Here is a 16,709-nt window from a genome sequence, read left to right as displayed (position 1 = left end):
ATCCTTTCATGGTTATTTTTGTTTTGTAGGAGATTCAATTTTAACATGAAATTAGGGGGTCGTTGTTTTTTTATACAAAAAAACTTGCGAAACCTTGATATATAAAGATTTAAAAAGAGAAGTAGTGTAGAAAACTTTACACTAACGTCAGCAGCTAGGGAGGCTATAGTTGTATCCATAAGTGAAAAAAGTAAAATCAAAGTAAATATTAATTTTAATAATAGTAAGATTGTTAGTTATTTAGTAGGAATTTTTATTTTCTCACTTATACTTCAATTAGTTTCAAGACATTTATTTAATATAGATCCATATACCTATGTAATATTATTACAAAGCAATATATTTATAATAATATTAATTATATTATTAGTTTTAATTGGAATTTCAATATATAAGTATCAATATACTAAGAGGTACTAAAAATGATATATTCTAAGAAATCATTAAAGGTATTAAAAAAATACTATAAGGATGAAAAATATAAGTATAACGATATTAAAATTATTAGAGAATTTTTTGATATGCAAGGTAAGGAGCCATATACAATTGATGAACAATGTTTTTATGATTTAGATTTGGAGAATGTTTTTCGTAAAATAGATAGAACTTACTCAAGTGTTGGTGAAGCTGCATTATATAAAATGTTAAGAGAACCACTAATGGATGAAGCATCATTAAGGGAAAGAAATAAGGTTATATTTAAAATTAATGATGATAAAGAATTAAGAGCTAAAATTCAGTATATATTTCATAATCTAGGTTTTGATAAGAAAAATAGATTTCTAGAAATGATGAAAAAGGATCTTAAGAGCAATAAATTAAAAGGGATTTTTTATTCATTATTCGGAATAAGTAATTTTATATTAATAATATTTATGTTTTTAACTTTTAATAAATATATTGCGTTTTTAGTATTTTTATTTTTTATAATAGCACCTAATATAGTAAGCTATGAAACTAAAAAGGTATCTACTAATGGTTTGATTTATCTTAATGAAATGTTAACTGCAGCACAAAGCGTAGTGGAATTAGATAAGAAAGCAAATTTAAATACTAGAAAACTTAAAATATTATTAGATAAGCTTAGTTTTATAAGAATTAACACTTGGTTAATTAATTTAGTTGCAATATATGGTGGAATCTTAGAACCATTTTTAGTACCATTTTTAATAGTAGAAAGTTCATATTATAGAATTATAGATAAAATTAAAGAAAATAAAAATGAGTTGCTAGAGCTTTATTATGAATTAGGGAAAATAGAAGCCTTTATTTCTGTTGGAATCTATAAAGAGATAGTTAATAAAAGGATATCTGAACCCAATTTTGTAAAAGAAAGAAAGTTGAACATAAAAGATGGAATTCATCCTTTGTTGGAAAAGCCAGTTAGCAATTCAATAGCTATAGAGAAAAAAGGCGTAGTTTTAACAGGAACGAACATGTCTGGAAAATCAACCTTTTTAAGGATGATAGGAATTAATGTATTATTTGCACAAACATTTTACTTTATATTATCATCAAAGTATGAAGCACCTTTTCTTAATATAGTAACGTCAATAAGTCCAAAGGATGACGTTACTTTAGGTAAAAGTTATTATTTAGCAGAGGTTGAAGCAATATTTTGTATAATAAATTCACTAGATGATAAAGTTACACCACTATGCATTATAGATGAAATTTTTAGAGGAACTAATCCCATTGAAAGAATTTCTTCATCTACTGCAATATTAAATTATATAAATAAGAGGAGTGCAATTACGTTTGTAACAACACATGATAAAGAGTTAACTCATGCATTAAAAGATATTTATGATTTTTATTATTTTAGTGAAGAGGTAGATTATGAGAAGGGTTTATCTTTTGATTATAAAATAAAAGCTGGGATTGTTAAGTCAAGGAATGCAATTAAACTTTTAGAGTATATGGGGTATCCAATAGAAATAATTGAAGAGGCTATGAGTTTAACAAAAAAATTTGAAAAGTAAAATATTTTATTGGTGTAATTTATACTTAAAATTTAAATTTATCATACCTAGATGTAAACTATAACGGGCTATAAAATTTTGAAATTATTATTAAAATATATTGACAATTAATATATTTAGGAATATCATAAGTTAAAAGTTAAATTCTTTGAAGGAAAGAGTAAGTATTTATTGAGTATCTAAAGCGAGTAGGGATGGTGTAAGCCTATGTGAAAGAAAATACTGAAAGACATTCTGGAGAAGCTTATCTGAAAATTATAGTAGGATAAGACGGATATCCCACGTTATAGGGACTTGAGATAACAAAGTATTGATATAATATATTGTTAAATTAGGATGGTACCGTGAAGATATAAGCTTTCACTCCTAAATGGAGTGAAAGCTTTTTTTAATGGATAGTTATAATTTGAAGTTTAGTATCTAGTGTTGGTATACATTTTAAATTAATTATTATATTGACTTTGTTAAAAAGGGTGGTACCGCAAATTGATTTTGCCCCTTGAGTTTTGACACTCAAGGGGATTTTTTTAGTTGAGTAGTTTTACTAGGCGCGCAATAAAATTACTTAATAGTAAATTAATTATAAAAATAAATTTAAAATGGCAATTTGGAGGTAAAGTAAATGAAAAGAAGATTAGTTAGTGAGTTAAATAGTTGTATTAATAATAAAGCTAATATCCAAGGATGGGTATATAAGGTTAGAAAGTTAAAGAGTATATCTTTTGTTATATTAAGAGATAGAAGTGGTTTAGTCCAATGTATAGTAGATAACAGTAAAATTGATATATCTAATATAAGGTTAGAATCAGTAGTGTCAATTATAGGAGAAGTAAAGGAAAGTAATAATAAATTAAATTTCTTCGAGATTGTAGTTGAAGAGATAGAAGTTATAAATAATTCAATAAATGAGTTGCCAATAGAAATTAATAAGGAAAGTTTGGAATGTAATTTAGATACTATGTTAAGTAATAGAGTATTAAGTTTAAGGCATCCAAAAGTAAATGCTATTTTTAAAGTTCAAAATGAAATAGTTAATGGATTTAGAGAGTTCTTAAATAGTGAAGGATTTACAGAAATTCGTACTCCTAAAATTGTAAAAGAAGGAGCAGAAGGAGGAGCGGATCTTTTTGAGGTTAAATATTTTGAAAATAAAGCTTATTTAGCAACTAGTCCTCAGTTTTATAAACAAATGATGGTGGCTGCTGGATTTGAAAGAGTTTATGAAATTGGGCATGCATATAGAGCAGAGGAGCATAACACTAATAGGCATCTTAATGAGTATGTAAGCATGGATTTAGAAATGGGATTTATTAATGATGAAAAAGATATTATGAATCTTGAAGAGCAAATGTTAAAGTATATATTAAACAAGTTAAATATTAACTGTAAAGAATATTTTGAATTATTAGAAGTAAGTATTCCAGAGATAAAAGAGAGCATTCCAAGAGTTGATTTTAACGAAGCATTAAATATCTTAAAGAAAGAATATAACAAGAGTGATTTAGAAGGAGACTTAGACCCAGAAGGTGAAAAGTTAATTTATAAATATATAAAAGAAAAGTATAATAGTGAATTTGTATTTTTAACTAATTACCCAAGAAAAAAACGACCAATGTATACTATGCCATTAGGAGAGAAAGGAACTCATAGCTTTGACTTATTATTTAAAGGTATAGAAATAACTACAGGTGGTCAGAGAATTCATGAATATGAAAAATTAATTGAAAATATAAAATGCAAAGGATTTAATCCGCATGAATATGATAGTTATTTAGATGTATTCAAATATGGTATGCCTAAGCATGGGGGACTTGCCATTGGATTAGAAAGAATAACAGCAAAATTATTAGATTTAGAAAATGTTAGAGAAGCAACACTATTTACCAGAGATAGAAAAAGATTAATTCCGTAGAATTAACAGTTTAATTCTATTGCGAACCACATGTGAACGAAAAAAATGAAATATTTATTTTCTGGGAACTGTGAAATTTTCACCTAGAATTTATATAATTGATTCCGTAAAATTGGCTAAAGTTTTTAAACTTAAGTGAGATTCAAAATTTCAATTTTGTTAATCGAACTTACACATTCGACGTAAGGAGAAGGTGCTTCCTTTTAAAAGGAAACTTACTCTTCACTATCGCTAAGAGGAGTAAGTTCAGCTAACTAAATTTAAATTTAGAGCTTCACTTAACGCCAATTTTACTAAATCAATTATTAAATTCTTAACGCAAATTACACAATTCTTGGAGATAATATCATTAATTTTCGTCATCACGGCAATTCAAGCTCTAACGAATAATTTAGTTAAAATTTTCTTATAGAATTATAGTTAAGTAATTCTTTAAATATCATTTCTGCTCCAGCTAAATAATCATAATCAGAGTTAGAATCTAAAGATTTAAGTAGTGACCAAGTAGCATTGTAAAACTTGACTATAAAAAGATAGTCTAAAAGCTTTTGATAATATTCATTTTTAAATTCTCCAAAGTATAGAGTTAATAACTGTTTTCTAGAATCTTCAGTAAAAAACCAAGATATAGTTGCTAAGTCAAAAAAAACATCTCCCATAGAAGAGTATTCATAATCTACAAAATATAAATTATCATTACTTAAAATAATATTTGAAGCATTTAAGTCATTATGACAAAGTCCAATTAAAGGATCATTAGTAAGCTTAATTTCTAATGCGCTTAAATGATTTAGAAGCATATCTATAGATTCAGGTAAATGAAGATCTAAGTTTTTACATATAGTTATTCTTTTTCTTATATGCTCAAAAGGATTAAAGTATTTTTCACATTTTAAGCTATGAAAACTTTTTAAAGAATCAGAAAGTCTGTGTAAAAATTTTATTGAAGAAAAATCAGTTAAGGACGGCATATTTCCATGAATCCAACTGCTTACCATATTCCCAGTTTCAGTAGAAAAATAGTATAGATGAGGAGCTATATTTAGTTCTTCTGCTTTATTTATTATTGATAATTCATTGTTTCTATCAGTATGAAGATAATTGTCAGTGCATATTTTAACAAAATAATTATTGTTATTATAAGAAACTTTATAGTTTTCACTACTAAGGCCACCTATTTTTTCTATAGAAGAGATGTTTAGAATATTCCATTTAAGTTCAGTTTTTAAAAATTTTATTAAAGTAGTGTTCATATTGTTCTCCTAAATGAAAAAGTATTTCAATATGCCATTGTTGACATTTAAACAAATAATAAAGTATTATAACAAAAAAAGAAGGTATTTCAAATAAATAATTGGGGTGGAATCATGGAAGATGAAAAATTAAAATATATAATTGATAATACAAGTGATTTAAATAAGCAAGCTATGTTAGAGGCTAAAATAAGAGTTGATTCATTAGCAAAGCCTTTAGGAAGTCTAGGGAAATTAGAAGATATAGCAATAAAGCTTGCAGGAATTACAGGAAAGATAAAAAATTCTATAAATAAAAAATGTATTATTATAATGGCATCAGATAATGGGGTAGTAGAGGAGGGCGTTGCTTCAGCACCTCAAAGTGTGACATTAGCACAAACAATTAACTTTTCAAGAGGATTAACGGGAGTAGCTGTACTTGCTAAAGAAAATAATTGTGATTTAAAGGTAGTAGATATTGGAGTAAATACTGATATAAAAATACCTGGTGCCATAGATAGAAAAATAAGAAAAGGAACCTATAATATAGTTAAGGGACAAGCTATGAGCTATGATGAATGTGTAAAAGCAATTAATATAGGGATAGAAATGACAAAGAAGGCTTATGAGGAAGGGTATAATATATTAGGTGTTGGCGAGATGGGAATTGGAAATACAACAACAAGTAGTTCTGTTCTTGTAAGCTTAACTGGATGCTCTGTTGAAGAGGCGGTTGGAAAAGGTGCAGGAATAACTAAAGATGCATTTGAAAAGAAAAAATGGGTGGTATCAGAAGCAATTAAAGTTAATGAACCTGATAGAAATGATCCTATTGATGTAGTTGCTAAGGTTGGTGGATTTGACATAGCAGGAATGATTGGTGTTTTTTTAGGAGCTTCTTATTATAAGTTACCTGTAGTTATAGATGGATTTATTTCATCAGTTGCAGCATTAGCAGCAGTAAGGATAAATCCATTAGTAAGAGGGTATTTAATACCATCACATTGCTCTAAAGAGATTGGTTATAATATTGCAATGAGAGAATTAAATTTAGAGCCTATGGTTAATTTGGATATGCGATTAGGAGAAGGAAGTGGGTGTCCAATAGCATTTTCTATAGTTGAATTTAGTTTAGCAATGATGAATAATATGGCTACTTTTGATGAAGCAGAAATAAATGATGATTATTTAGATGAGGTTAGAGGAGAAGAAAATTATATAGTTTAGGAGTTAATATGATTGCTTTAGTAGTTGGTGGAGCTAAAAGTGGAAAATCAATGTTTGCACAAGATTTAGCTAAATCATTAAATGAATCTTTAAAAAATTATTTAGAAGAAGATTTAGATAGTGAGTTAGGGGGGGATTTAAAAAATAAAAATGGAAAACTATATTATGTAGCAACCATGAATCCATATGATTTAGAGGACCTAAAAAGAATAGAAAATCATTTAAAAGAAAGAGAAGGATATGGATTTAATACAATAGAAGAAACAATAGATATGATTAAAGTTTCTAAAATGATACAAAAAGAAGATACTGTTTTAATAGATAGTATAACATCCCTTGTTACAAATTATATGTTTCAAGGAAAGGATTTTTTTAAAGAAGTCAGTGAGGATATCTTATCTGGAATATTAGAAATTATTAGTGCAGCTGGCGATATAGTTATAGTATCGGATTATTTATTTAGTGATAGTATTCAATATGATTGCTATACAGAAAGCTTTAGAAAAGAAATAGGAATTATAAATAGAAAGTTAGCAGAGGTTTCTGATATTGTAGTTGAATGTTCTTATGGTAATATAATTTATCATAAAGATAGAGCCAGATAATGGGAGCGCCTCCTGGGTCAATCCAAAATTTGGATTGACCCCGGAGGTACACCCATATATTGTAAGGAGGAAAAATGAAGAAATATTTTAAGGGATTTTTAATGGCGATAAGTATGTTTACTGTTATTCCATTACCTAGATATGAATGGGATGATGAAGGTGGAAAAAATATAATGAAGTTTTATCCTGCAATAGGTTTAATTGTAGGGCTTATTTGGTATGGAGTTTTTAGATTACTTAATTTATTAGGAGCAAGTATAATGGTAACAACTGCAATCACATTAATAATACCATTTATATTAACTGGAATGCTTCATTTAGATGGGTATATGGATGTGTGTGATGCTCTATTATCTAGAAGAGATAAAGAGGAAAAGTTAAGAATATTAAAGGATCCTCATACTGGAGCTTTTGCAGTAATATCTGTAGTAATGTTATTTGTAGTAAATTTTTCAGGGCTTTATACTGTAATAAGTAATAGTATTCAAGATAACTCTATTAATATTAGTACTATTGGATTAATTTTAATACCTATTATTTCAAGAAGTCTAATGGGATATTTATTATTATCAAAGGAGTCTATGAAAGGAAGCTCATTAGGAGCATTTTTTAAACAAGGAACAGGAAAAATAGATAGATTTATATTATTATCATCTTTGATAATATCAAGTATAATTTCAATATTTATTTTTGGAATATGTGGATTAATAATGAGTTTAGCAATGATTTTAGTAAGTACTTTTTTTGTTAATAATGCAGTTAAAGAATTTGGGGGAATGTCAGGAGACAGTGCTGGATATGGACTTGTTATTGCAGAAACTATTGGAATTTTAATTTTAAGTTTTATATAACTATTAAAGTTATATAAAGTCAATAAGTATGAATATCATAAGTTTAGTTTTAAGGAGAAAATTATGGTTTTAGTTTTTGGTGGAGCATATAATGGAAAACTAGATTTTGTTAAAGAGAAGTTCAACGTTAAGGAAGATGATATATTTTACTGTAGTGTAAATGAAATTGATTTTTCTAAAAAAGTTATTTGTGGACTTCATAGATTTACATATAATAATATATTAAAAGATATAAATTCACTACATTATATAAAAGAAAATATAAATCTATTTAAAGATAAAATAATAATTTCTGATGAGATTTCAAGTGGAATAGTCCCCTTAAAAAAAGAAGATAGAATCTGGAGAGAAGAAACAGGAAGATGCCTTCAGTATCTATCTAAGGAATCTTCATGTGTATATAGAATATTTTGTGGTATACCAACAATAATTAAAGATTAATATATAAGTCTACAAAACTATGTTTAATCAACAATGTTATTTGTTGGTTTTTCTTTTTTTAAAAGTTAGTTGTACAAAAGCCTTAAAAGTGATATTCTCGTAGAAGATAACTATAAGGAGAAAATAAAATTATGAATAAGTTGATGTTAGCTTTAATAAGGCATGGTAAAACAGAAGCAAATGAAAAACATCTTTATTGTGGAAAGAGTGATATACATTTAAGTGAAAATGGAATAAGGGAGCTAAATGATATTAAAAATACAATAAAATATCCAGAATGTAATAGTTTTTTTACTAGTGGAGCAAAAAGAGCAAATGAAACATTAGAAATTCTGTATCCTAAAAAAGTATATGATGAAATTAATGAGTTTTGGGAATATGACTTTGGTGATTTTGAAATGAAAAGCTATGATATGTTAAAAGAAAATAAAGAATATATTAATTGGATTACTGATAAAGATGGACAAGTATCATGCCCTAATGGAGAAAGTAAAATTCAATATAGAGAAAGAATAAAAGAAGCATTTAATAAGTTTATAGAGAAGTGTTATAAAGAAAGTATAAGTACAGCAGTTTTAGTTTGTCATGGAGGAACAATAGGTACTATAATAGAAATTTTTTATGATAGTAGTAAGAGTTTTTATGAACATCAACCATCATGTGGAAGAGGATATACTTTAACCTTAGAGAAAAAGCACAAGGGATTTGAAATTATAAATATAGATAATATTTAATTATGGAAAGGTTAGAACAATGATAGAAACGATATTAGGTTTTTTATTAGATTTAATAATTGGAGATCCTCAAAATCCAATTCATCCAATTAGAATAATAGGATCTTTATGTAAAGCAACAGAAAAGTTTTTTAGAAAAGTATTAAAAAAATCATTAAAAATAGCTGGTTTATTAACTTGGATAACTGTAGTATTAATTGTGTTTTTATTTAATTATCTTTTATTAAAAGGTGCATATGCAATTAATAATGTTTTAGGAGTAATATTATCAGCTATAATGATCTATTTTTGTATATCAACAAAGGCCCTTAAAGTTGAAGGTTTAAAGGTTGTGAAATATGTGATACAGGATGATATTGAGGGAGCAAGGAAGCAGTTATCATATATAGTTGGAAGAGATACCAAAAACTTAAATAAAGAGGCCATATTAAAAGCAGTTGTAGAAACAGTGGCTGAAAATATGTCAGATGGAGTTATTGCTCCACTTTTTTATGTTGGCATGGGGGGAGCTCCACTAGCTTTCTTGTATAAAGCTGTAAATACAATGGATTCAATGTTTGGATATAAAAATGATAAATATATTGAATTTGGATATTTTCCAGCAAAGTTAGATGATGTATTTAATTATATTCCCGCAAGATTAAGTGGATATTTTATATTTATTGCCTCTTTTGCTTTAGGTTTAGATTATAAAAATAGTTTTAAAATTTATAAAAGAGATAAAAATAATCATAGTAGTCCTAATAGTGCTCATCCGGAAGCCGCTGTAGCAGGAGCATTAAATGTTCAATTAGGTGGTTCAAATTATTATTTTGGAAAGCTTGTAGAAAAGCCAACTATAGGTGATGATATAGATAAAATAGATATTGATAAAGTAAACAAAACAAATAATATATTATATTGCAGTGCTATTTTAGGGTGCTGTATGGCGTTAATTATTAATTGGATTATAAATGTGATTATATAACTTAAGCTTAAAGAAATTTAGAGTTAAGATTTAGTATATATTTTTTAGGAGGAAATATTTTGGCGGTACATGGTGGAAATACTGAGGAAATTGCAAGAAAATATAAATTGAACTCAAAAGAAATAGTAGACTTTTCAGCGAATATAAATCCTGTAGGATTAAATGAAAATGTTAAAACTGCTATGATAAATGCAATTGATAAAGTAGTTAAATACCCAGATATAACTTATTTTGATTTAAAGAACTCTATTGGAGAGTTTGAAAAAATAGATATAAGCAATATAACATTAGGAAATGGTGCGGCAGAAGTAATATTTAATATTGTACGAGCTTTAAGTCCACGAAAAGCACTATTACCAGCTCCAACTTTTTCAGAATATGAAGAAGCAATTATAAGTGTTAATGGAGAAATAGAATACTATAAACTAAAGGAATATAATGATTTTAATTTAGACTATGAATTTATTGATAAAATAAAAGATGATATAGATATAATTTTTATTTGTAATCCTAACAATCCAACAGGTTGTTTAACAACAAAAGAATTTATAAGAAAAGTGCTAAATAAAGCACTAATTACCGATACAATAGTAGTGATAGATGAATCTTTTTTAGATTTTGTTAAACCAAATGAACTGTATTTAAGCAATGATTTGTTAATGGATTATAAAAATATTATAATTGTAAAATCATTGACTAAATTTTTTGCCATTCCTGGAGCAAGAATAGGATATGGACTATGTTCAAATAATAAAATAATAAATAAAATTAATAAGGTTATAGTACCTTGGAGTGTTAATGTAATAGCTTCGGAGGCAATTATTCAAGGATTAAAGGAAAAAGATTATATTGAAGAAAGTATAGTATATGTAAAAAATGAGAAAGAATATTTATATAGTGCTTTAAAAGAAATTAATAGCTTAAAAGTTTTTGAGCCTAGTGTAAATTTTATAATGTTTAAATTATTAATAGACTTAGACTTAAAAAGTGAGCTTATAAAACGAAAAATATTAATTAGAAGTTGTGATAACTATATTGGACTAAATAATAAATTCTATAGAGTAGCAGTAAGAACTAGGGAAGAAAATAATAAATTAATTAGTGAATTAAAAAATATTTTATTTGACAAATAAAATATAGAAATATATAATCAGTATGAATTTAAACCATAATAGGTGTTTATAATCTTAATAGGGAATTAGGTTAGAATCCTAAGCTACCCCAGTAACCGTAAAACTGACGAAATTCATTTAATTTGCCACTGCATGATAAGTGCGGGAAGGTATGGAAAGTAGGATGAAGTTAAGCCGGGAGACCTGCCTACTATGAGAAAAATATTATCTTCTGAGGGTGAGATAATAGATACGAATAAGAGATAATTGAATTAATATCTTACTTATATGAATTTTAAATATTAGGAATTTATTTTAATAAGATAAATTGTTAAGTTTATTTTTTAAACATTTATTTAAAAAGATGTATTAATCAGTAAATTATCGAAAATTATTATGTATTTTAGAGCGCTCTCACAAACGAAGCGCTCTTTTTTAGTTAGATATAAAATTTATTAAAGGATTTGGTATAAACAAAAATATAAGTTTAAATTTTATAACTACTAACTAAATTGGCACTACTCTAAGATATAAATTTAGGAGGAATAATAATGCAAAACACAAAAAAAGTTTTATCATTAATAGCTACTTTTGTAATGGCTATGATGATATTTGTAGGATGTTCAAGTAAACCTACAACAATGCAAGATAGAGAAGGAAATGAATTTAATGTTCCTAAGGAAGTAAATACTATAATATCTACTGCACCATCTAATACTGAGGTATTAGTAGCTTTAGGTTTAGCTGATAAATTAGTAGCAGTAGACAAGTACTCAGCTGATGTTGAAGGAATAAGCGAAGATTTACCTAAAATAGATTTTAGAAATCCAGATGCAGAAGCTATTATAGCTTTAAATCCTGATATTGTTATTGCATCAGGACATAATAAAGCAGGAGATGAAGATCCATTTGCTTTAATAAAAGAGGCAGGAATTCCAGTTGCTTATATTCCAAGTAGCTATAGTATTGATGGAATATATGGAGATATTGAGTTTATTGCAAGCTTAACTGATACAGAAAAAGAAGGAAAAGATTTAATAAATTCAATGAAAAAAGAAGTAGAAGCTATAAAAGCTATAGGTGATACTATAACAGATAAGAAAAATATTTATTTTGAAATTGGAGCAGGTTCAGGACTTTACACATTTGGAAATGAAACATTCTTAAATGAAATGATAGAAACTATTGGAGCAACTAATATATTTGGTGAAGAAAATTCATGGATAACAGTAACTCCAGAAGCTGTTATAGATGCTAATCCAGATGTTATTTTAGCAAATACTCCAGGAACAAATGAGGCTGGTTTAACTGCAGTTGAAGATATAAAAAGTAGAGAAGGTTGGGATACAATAACTGCTGTAAAGAATAGTGATGTATATCAAATTGATAAAAACTCTTCTTCAAGATCATCACAAAATATAATAAAAGCATTAAAAGAAATGGCTAAGGCTGTTTATCCAGATGAATATAAAGACTTCTAAAAATAAAATATTATTAATATTATCAATTCCATTGGTATTATTAGCTATATATATTGGAACTTCCAGTGGGAGTTCCAATATTAGCATATTTGATACTTTTTCTATTTTAGCTAATAAGTTTTTTAGTGTCCCACTACTAGATGGAATTGACCCAAAGCAAGTGACTATTATATGGAATTTAAGATTACCTAGAGTTTTGCTTGCATTTATGGTTGGTGGATCTCTTGCAGCTAGTGGCGCTATAGTACAATCAGTTTTGAAAAATCAATTAGCATCGCCATATACATTAGGATTATCCTCTGGTGCATCATTAGGTGTAGGAATCATCATTGTGACAGGAGTATCAATTCCATTCTTAGGAAGATTAACTATGCCAATAGTTGGATTTACTTGTAGTTTAGTTACTATGATAATAGTATTGAAGTTTTCTCAAAAAGTTGATAAGGGATTCTCTAATACAACAATAATATTAGCAGGTATGGTATTATCACTATTTTTTAGTGCTACATTAACTACTATTTCAGCTTTGGCTTCAGATAAAATGCAAAGTATAACCATGTGGTCAATGGGATCATTTTCTATGAAGGGATGGAGCTATGTAAAAGCAGGTTTACCATTCTTTGTTATAGGTCTTTTAGGTGTATCTTTTTATTTTAAAGAAATGGATGTATTAACTTTTGGAGAAGATGAAGCAAAAGCTATTGGAGTAGATACAAATAAAGTTAAAAGAAGATTATTTTTATTTGTAGCAGTTCTTACAGGAAGTGCTGTTGCTCTTAGTGGAACTATAGGGTTTATAGATTTAATTGCTCCACATGTTGTTAGGAAAATATTTGGATCGAAGCATGCTTATGTTATACCGATGTCAGTGGTATTAGGTGGTTGTATGATGATAATTACTGATTTAATATCAAGAACAATAGTAGCACCGTCAGAATTACCAGTTGGAGCAATAACAGCATTAATTGGTGGACCATTTTTTGCTTATATATATTTTAAAAAGTCAAAGTAGGAGATGTTTTAATGCTAGAAATAAAGGAAGTTAGATGTGGATATGACAATAAAGAAATTGTTAAAGGTGTAAGCTTTAGTGTTGAGCGTGGAAATAATCTTTGTATAGTTGGACCTAATGGCTGTGGTAAGAGTACTCTTTTAAAATCAATTGCTAATTTATTAGAATATAAGGGAAGTGTGAAGCTTGATTCAAAGGAAATTAGTAAATTAAATAGAAAAGATTTAGCAAAAAATGTTGCATTAATGACTCAAGCTAGTAATATATATTTCCCATATACAGTTTATGAAACAGTAGCTTTAGGAAGATATGCGCACTTAAAAGGCGTATTTTCAAGAATAAATAAAGAAGATGATGAAATAATTCTTAAAAGTATAGCTAATGTAGGTTTAATAGACATTAAAGATAAACTAATAAGTGAATTATCAGGAGGACAATTACAAAGAGTGTATTTAGCTAGAGCATTTGCACAGGATCCAGATGTAATTCTTTTAGATGAACCTACAAATCACTTAGATTTAAAATGTCAAATAGAAATATTAGATTATCTAAATAAATGGACTAAAGAAAATAATAAAATTGTTGTTGCTGTATTACATGACTTAAACTTAGTTCAAACTTTTGGTGAAAAAGTAGTAATGATGAATGATGGTAAAATTATTAGTTCAGGAACTGCTAAAGAAGTATTAAGTGGAGAAAAATTGAAAGAAGTTTATGGAGTAGATGTAAAAGGATTCATGATTGATGCTTTAGAAAGGTGGAAGTAGTTATTTATAATATTAATAAGGGGTGGTATTCTTATGAAGAAGTTTATAATGTCATATAGTTGCGGAAAAGATAGTACTTTAGCATTATATAGAATGATAAAGAAGGGGAATACTCCAGCAGCTTTACTTGTAACAGTAAATAAAGAAGAAAATAGATCTTGGTTTCACGGAATTCCTGAGAATTTAATAAAAGAAGTATCTAAATCATTAAATATACCGTTAATATTAGTAGAAACTAAGGGTAATGATTATGAAAGTAAATTCACTGAAGCATTAATTAAGGCAAAAGATAGATTAGGAATTGATTCATGTGTATTTGGAGATATAGATTTAGAACCACATAGAGAATGGTGTACTGCAAGATGTAATGAAGCAGGAGTAGAAGCAAATTTTCCTTTATGGCAAGAAAATAGAGAAGAGTTAGTTTATGAATTTATAGATAGTGGTTTTAAAACAGTAATAAAAAATGTAAAGCTTGAATGTATGGGAGAAGATTTCTTAGGAAAAGTTTTAACAAGAGAAGTAGTTAAAGATATAAAAGAAACAGAATCAGATGCTTGTGGAGAAAATGGTGAGTATCACACATTTGTATATGATGGCCCAATATTTAAATATCCAATTAAATTTCAACACTTGAATATTATTAAAAATGAAACCCATGGTTTCTTAGATGTAAAGGACAGTGAAAATGAATAAGATAATGGTTTTAGGAACAGCTTCGGGTGTAGGTAAAAGTACAGTAGCAACAGCATTATGTAGATATTATAAAAATAAAGGTTTTAAGGTAGCACCATTTAAAGCATTAAATATATCATTAAATTCTTATGTAACTGAAGATGGATTAGAGATGGGAAGAGCACAAGTTGTACAAGCAGAGGCTTGTGAGTTAAAGCCTATGGCATATATGAATCCTGTATTATTAAAACCTAGTGGCAATAATAAAACACAAGTTATTGTTAATGGAAAAGTTCATTGCACTATGGATGCTTATAAATATAAAGACTTAAATAAAGAGCTTAAAAAAATTGTTAAGGAGACCTTTGATAATTTTTCAAAAGATTATGAAGTTATGATATTAGAAGGCTCAGGCAGTTGTGCTGAAATTAATTTAAGAGAAACTGATATAGCTAATATGTCAATGGCAAAAGCAGCAGATGCAGATGTAATATTAGTTGCAGATATAGATAGAGGTGGGGTATTTGCATCAGTATTAGGTACTTTAATGCTTTTAAATGATGATGAAAGAGCTAGAGTAAAAGGTGTTATTATAAATAAATTTAGAGGTAATGTAGATTATTTTAAAAGTGCAATGAAACAGTTAGAAGATATTATAAAAGTACCAGTTCTTGGGGTATTGCCTTACTTTGAGTTAGATATAGAAGATGAGGATAGTGTAACTGAAAGAATAAAAAATAAAGATATAACAGGATTAGATATAGCAATAATAAGGTTACCTCATATGTCAAATTTTACTGATTTTAATAATCTAGAAAGATTGAATGATGTTACTGTAAGATATGTAAATAATGCTGAAGACATAAATAAACCAGATTTAATAATAATACCAGGAACTAAGAACACTATAAATGATTTAAGATTTATAAAGGAAAATGGAATTTTTGATAAAATAAAAGATCTAGAAAAAGAAGGGGCAATTATACTTGGGATTTGTGGTGGATATCAAATGCTTGGTAGAAGTATAAATGATTTAAAAGGTATTGAAGGGGAAGCTACTTCAGAAAAGGGATTTGATTTTCTTGATATAGAAACTATCTTTAATGAGGAAAAAAGAACAAAACAAATTAGTGGAATTATTAAAGATTCTTGTGATATATTTAAATCTTGTATTGGAGTTAAGGTTAAGGGATATGAAATTCATAATGGTGTTACAAAGGTTAAAGATGAAAGCTCAATTTTCATAAAAGGTGAAAATGATGAAGCTTTAGGTGTTTATAATAAAGAAAAGAATGTTTTAGGAACTTATTTACATGGGATATTTGATGAGAAAGAGTTTTTATTGAGTTTTATTAATGATATTAGAGAAACTAAAGGGTTAAATATTATAGAAAAAGAATTATTGGATTATAGAGTTTATAAATTAAATCAGTATGATGAGTTGGCTAAGATATTTGAAGAGAATATTAATATAAGAAGAGTAATAAATATATAGTTACTTAGTGATTTTAAGTTTTATATAAAAGATATTTAAAGTAAGAAGTAGTAAAAATAAATTAAGCTACTTCTTTTTATTGTGCGCCCAGCATGGGCAACAACTTGACGGTGAAAGTCCGTTGTGGGCTTGGTAGTGGGAACCACTAGCTAATGACAAGGGTGTCCATCGTGAGATGGAATCTGAAGGAAGTCGGAGGCAAAGTCTTGGTCT

15 protein-coding genes, 1 riboswitch and 1 other annotated feature are annotated in these 16,709 nt (G+C 27.5%); of the genes, 14 read left to right on the top strand and 1 reads right to left on the bottom strand.

Going from position 1 to position 16,709, the window contains the following annotated elements:
* The first annotated feature begins 422 nt into the window (after positions 1 to 422).
* A complete protein-coding gene (locus Q0Y03_RS13285; protein ID WP_297714290.1) occupies positions 423 to 1,982 on the top strand; it encodes a DNA mismatch repair protein MutS in 1,560 nt (519 codons plus the stop codon).
* Between the two features lie 139 nt (positions 1,983 to 2,121).
* Positions 2,122 to 2,353, top strand: a binding site (T-box leader).
* 251 nt (positions 2,354 to 2,604) lie between these two features.
* Entirely contained in the window at positions 2,605 to 3,894 is a 1,290-nt protein-coding gene (gene aspS / locus Q0Y03_RS13280) for an aspartate--tRNA(Asn) ligase (protein ID WP_297714289.1), read from the top strand.
* Positions 3,895 to 4,289: 395 nt separating this feature from the next.
* On the opposite strand, the gene Q0Y03_RS13275 is transcribed toward aspS, so the two are convergent.
* Complete coding sequence (locus tag Q0Y03_RS13275; protein ID WP_297714287.1) at positions 4,290 to 5,147, bottom strand: choline kinase family protein; 858 nt, start codon at positions 5,145 to 5,147, stop codon at positions 4,290 to 4,292.
* A gap of 114 nt (positions 5,148 to 5,261) precedes the next feature.
* Here Q0Y03_RS13275 and cobT point away from each other — a divergent pair, with 114 nt between their 5' ends.
* The 12 genes from cobT to Q0Y03_RS13215 all read left to right on the top strand — a co-directional run bounded on the left by cobT (position 5,262) and on the right by Q0Y03_RS13215 (position 16,496).
* Positions 5,262 to 6,356 carry a nicotinate-nucleotide--dimethylbenzimidazole phosphoribosyltransferase gene (gene cobT / locus Q0Y03_RS13270; protein ID WP_297714286.1) on the top strand — a complete coding sequence of 365 codons (1,095 nt, stop codon included), beginning with the start codon at positions 5,262 to 5,264 and terminating at the stop codon, positions 6,354 to 6,356.
* Positions 6,357 to 6,364: 8 nt separating this feature from the next.
* Positions 6,365 to 6,961, top strand: a complete 597-nt coding sequence (locus tag Q0Y03_RS13265; protein ID WP_297714285.1) for a bifunctional adenosylcobinamide kinase/adenosylcobinamide-phosphate guanylyltransferase — start codon at positions 6,365 to 6,367, stop codon at positions 6,959 to 6,961.
* 74 nt (positions 6,962 to 7,035) lie between these two features.
* On the top strand, positions 7,036 to 7,812 hold the full coding sequence (locus Q0Y03_RS13260; protein ID WP_297714284.1) for an adenosylcobinamide-GDP ribazoletransferase: 777 nt from the start codon (positions 7,036 to 7,038) through the stop codon (positions 7,810 to 7,812).
* A 63-nt stretch (positions 7,813 to 7,875) separates the two neighbouring features.
* The gene (locus tag Q0Y03_RS13255) at positions 7,876 to 8,253 is read left to right on the top strand and encodes a bifunctional adenosylcobinamide kinase/adenosylcobinamide-phosphate guanylyltransferase (protein WP_297714283.1); all 378 of its coding nucleotides are present in this window, start codon (positions 7,876 to 7,878) and stop codon (positions 8,251 to 8,253) included.
* Between the two features lie 131 nt (positions 8,254 to 8,384).
* Positions 8,385 to 8,987: a histidine phosphatase family protein gene (locus tag Q0Y03_RS13250; protein WP_297714282.1), complete on the top strand. Its 603-nt coding sequence runs from the start codon at positions 8,385 to 8,387 to the stop codon at positions 8,985 to 8,987.
* A 19-nt stretch (positions 8,988 to 9,006) separates the two neighbouring features.
* On the top strand, positions 9,007 to 9,954 hold the full coding sequence (gene cbiB / locus Q0Y03_RS13245) for an adenosylcobinamide-phosphate synthase CbiB (protein ID WP_297714281.1): 948 nt from the start codon (positions 9,007 to 9,009) through the stop codon (positions 9,952 to 9,954).
* Positions 9,955 to 10,010: 56 nt separating this feature from the next.
* Positions 10,011 to 11,087 (top strand): threonine-phosphate decarboxylase CobD, encoded by a 1,077-nt coding sequence (gene cobD, locus Q0Y03_RS13240; RefSeq protein WP_297714291.1) that lies wholly within the window; start codon positions 10,011 to 10,013, stop codon positions 11,085 to 11,087.
* A 23-nt stretch (positions 11,088 to 11,110) separates the two neighbouring features.
* Positions 11,111 to 11,293, top strand: a riboswitch (cobalamin riboswitch).
* 324 nt (positions 11,294 to 11,617) lie between these two features.
* Positions 11,618 to 12,547 (top strand): ABC transporter substrate-binding protein, encoded by a 930-nt coding sequence (locus tag Q0Y03_RS13235; RefSeq protein WP_297714280.1) that lies wholly within the window; start codon positions 11,618 to 11,620, stop codon positions 12,545 to 12,547.
* The gene (locus tag Q0Y03_RS13230; RefSeq protein WP_297714279.1) at positions 12,528 to 13,559 is read left to right on the top strand and encodes an iron ABC transporter permease; all 1,032 of its coding nucleotides are present in this window, start codon (positions 12,528 to 12,530) and stop codon (positions 13,557 to 13,559) included. The genes Q0Y03_RS13235 and Q0Y03_RS13230 overlap by 20 nt, the downstream gene beginning before the upstream one ends.
* Before the next feature lie 11 nt (positions 13,560 to 13,570).
* Entirely contained in the window at positions 13,571 to 14,326 is a 756-nt protein-coding gene (locus tag Q0Y03_RS13225) for an ABC transporter ATP-binding protein (protein WP_148323571.1), read from the top strand.
* A 33-nt stretch (positions 14,327 to 14,359) separates the two neighbouring features.
* The gene (locus Q0Y03_RS13220) at positions 14,360 to 15,022 is read left to right on the top strand and encodes a diphthine--ammonia ligase (RefSeq protein WP_297714278.1); all 663 of its coding nucleotides are present in this window, start codon (positions 14,360 to 14,362) and stop codon (positions 15,020 to 15,022) included.
* A complete protein-coding gene (locus Q0Y03_RS13215; protein WP_297714277.1) occupies positions 15,015 to 16,496 on the top strand; it encodes a cobyric acid synthase in 1,482 nt (493 codons plus the stop codon). Before Q0Y03_RS13220 ends, Q0Y03_RS13215 begins: the two co-directional genes overlap by 8 nt.
* Positions 16,497 to 16,709: the final 213 nt, after the last annotated feature.

Source organism: Clostridium sp. (assembly GCF_026168755.1).
Lineage (GTDB): Bacteria > Bacillota > Clostridia > Clostridiales > Clostridiaceae > Clostridium.
This window is presented reverse-complemented; position numbering and strand designations above follow the sequence as displayed.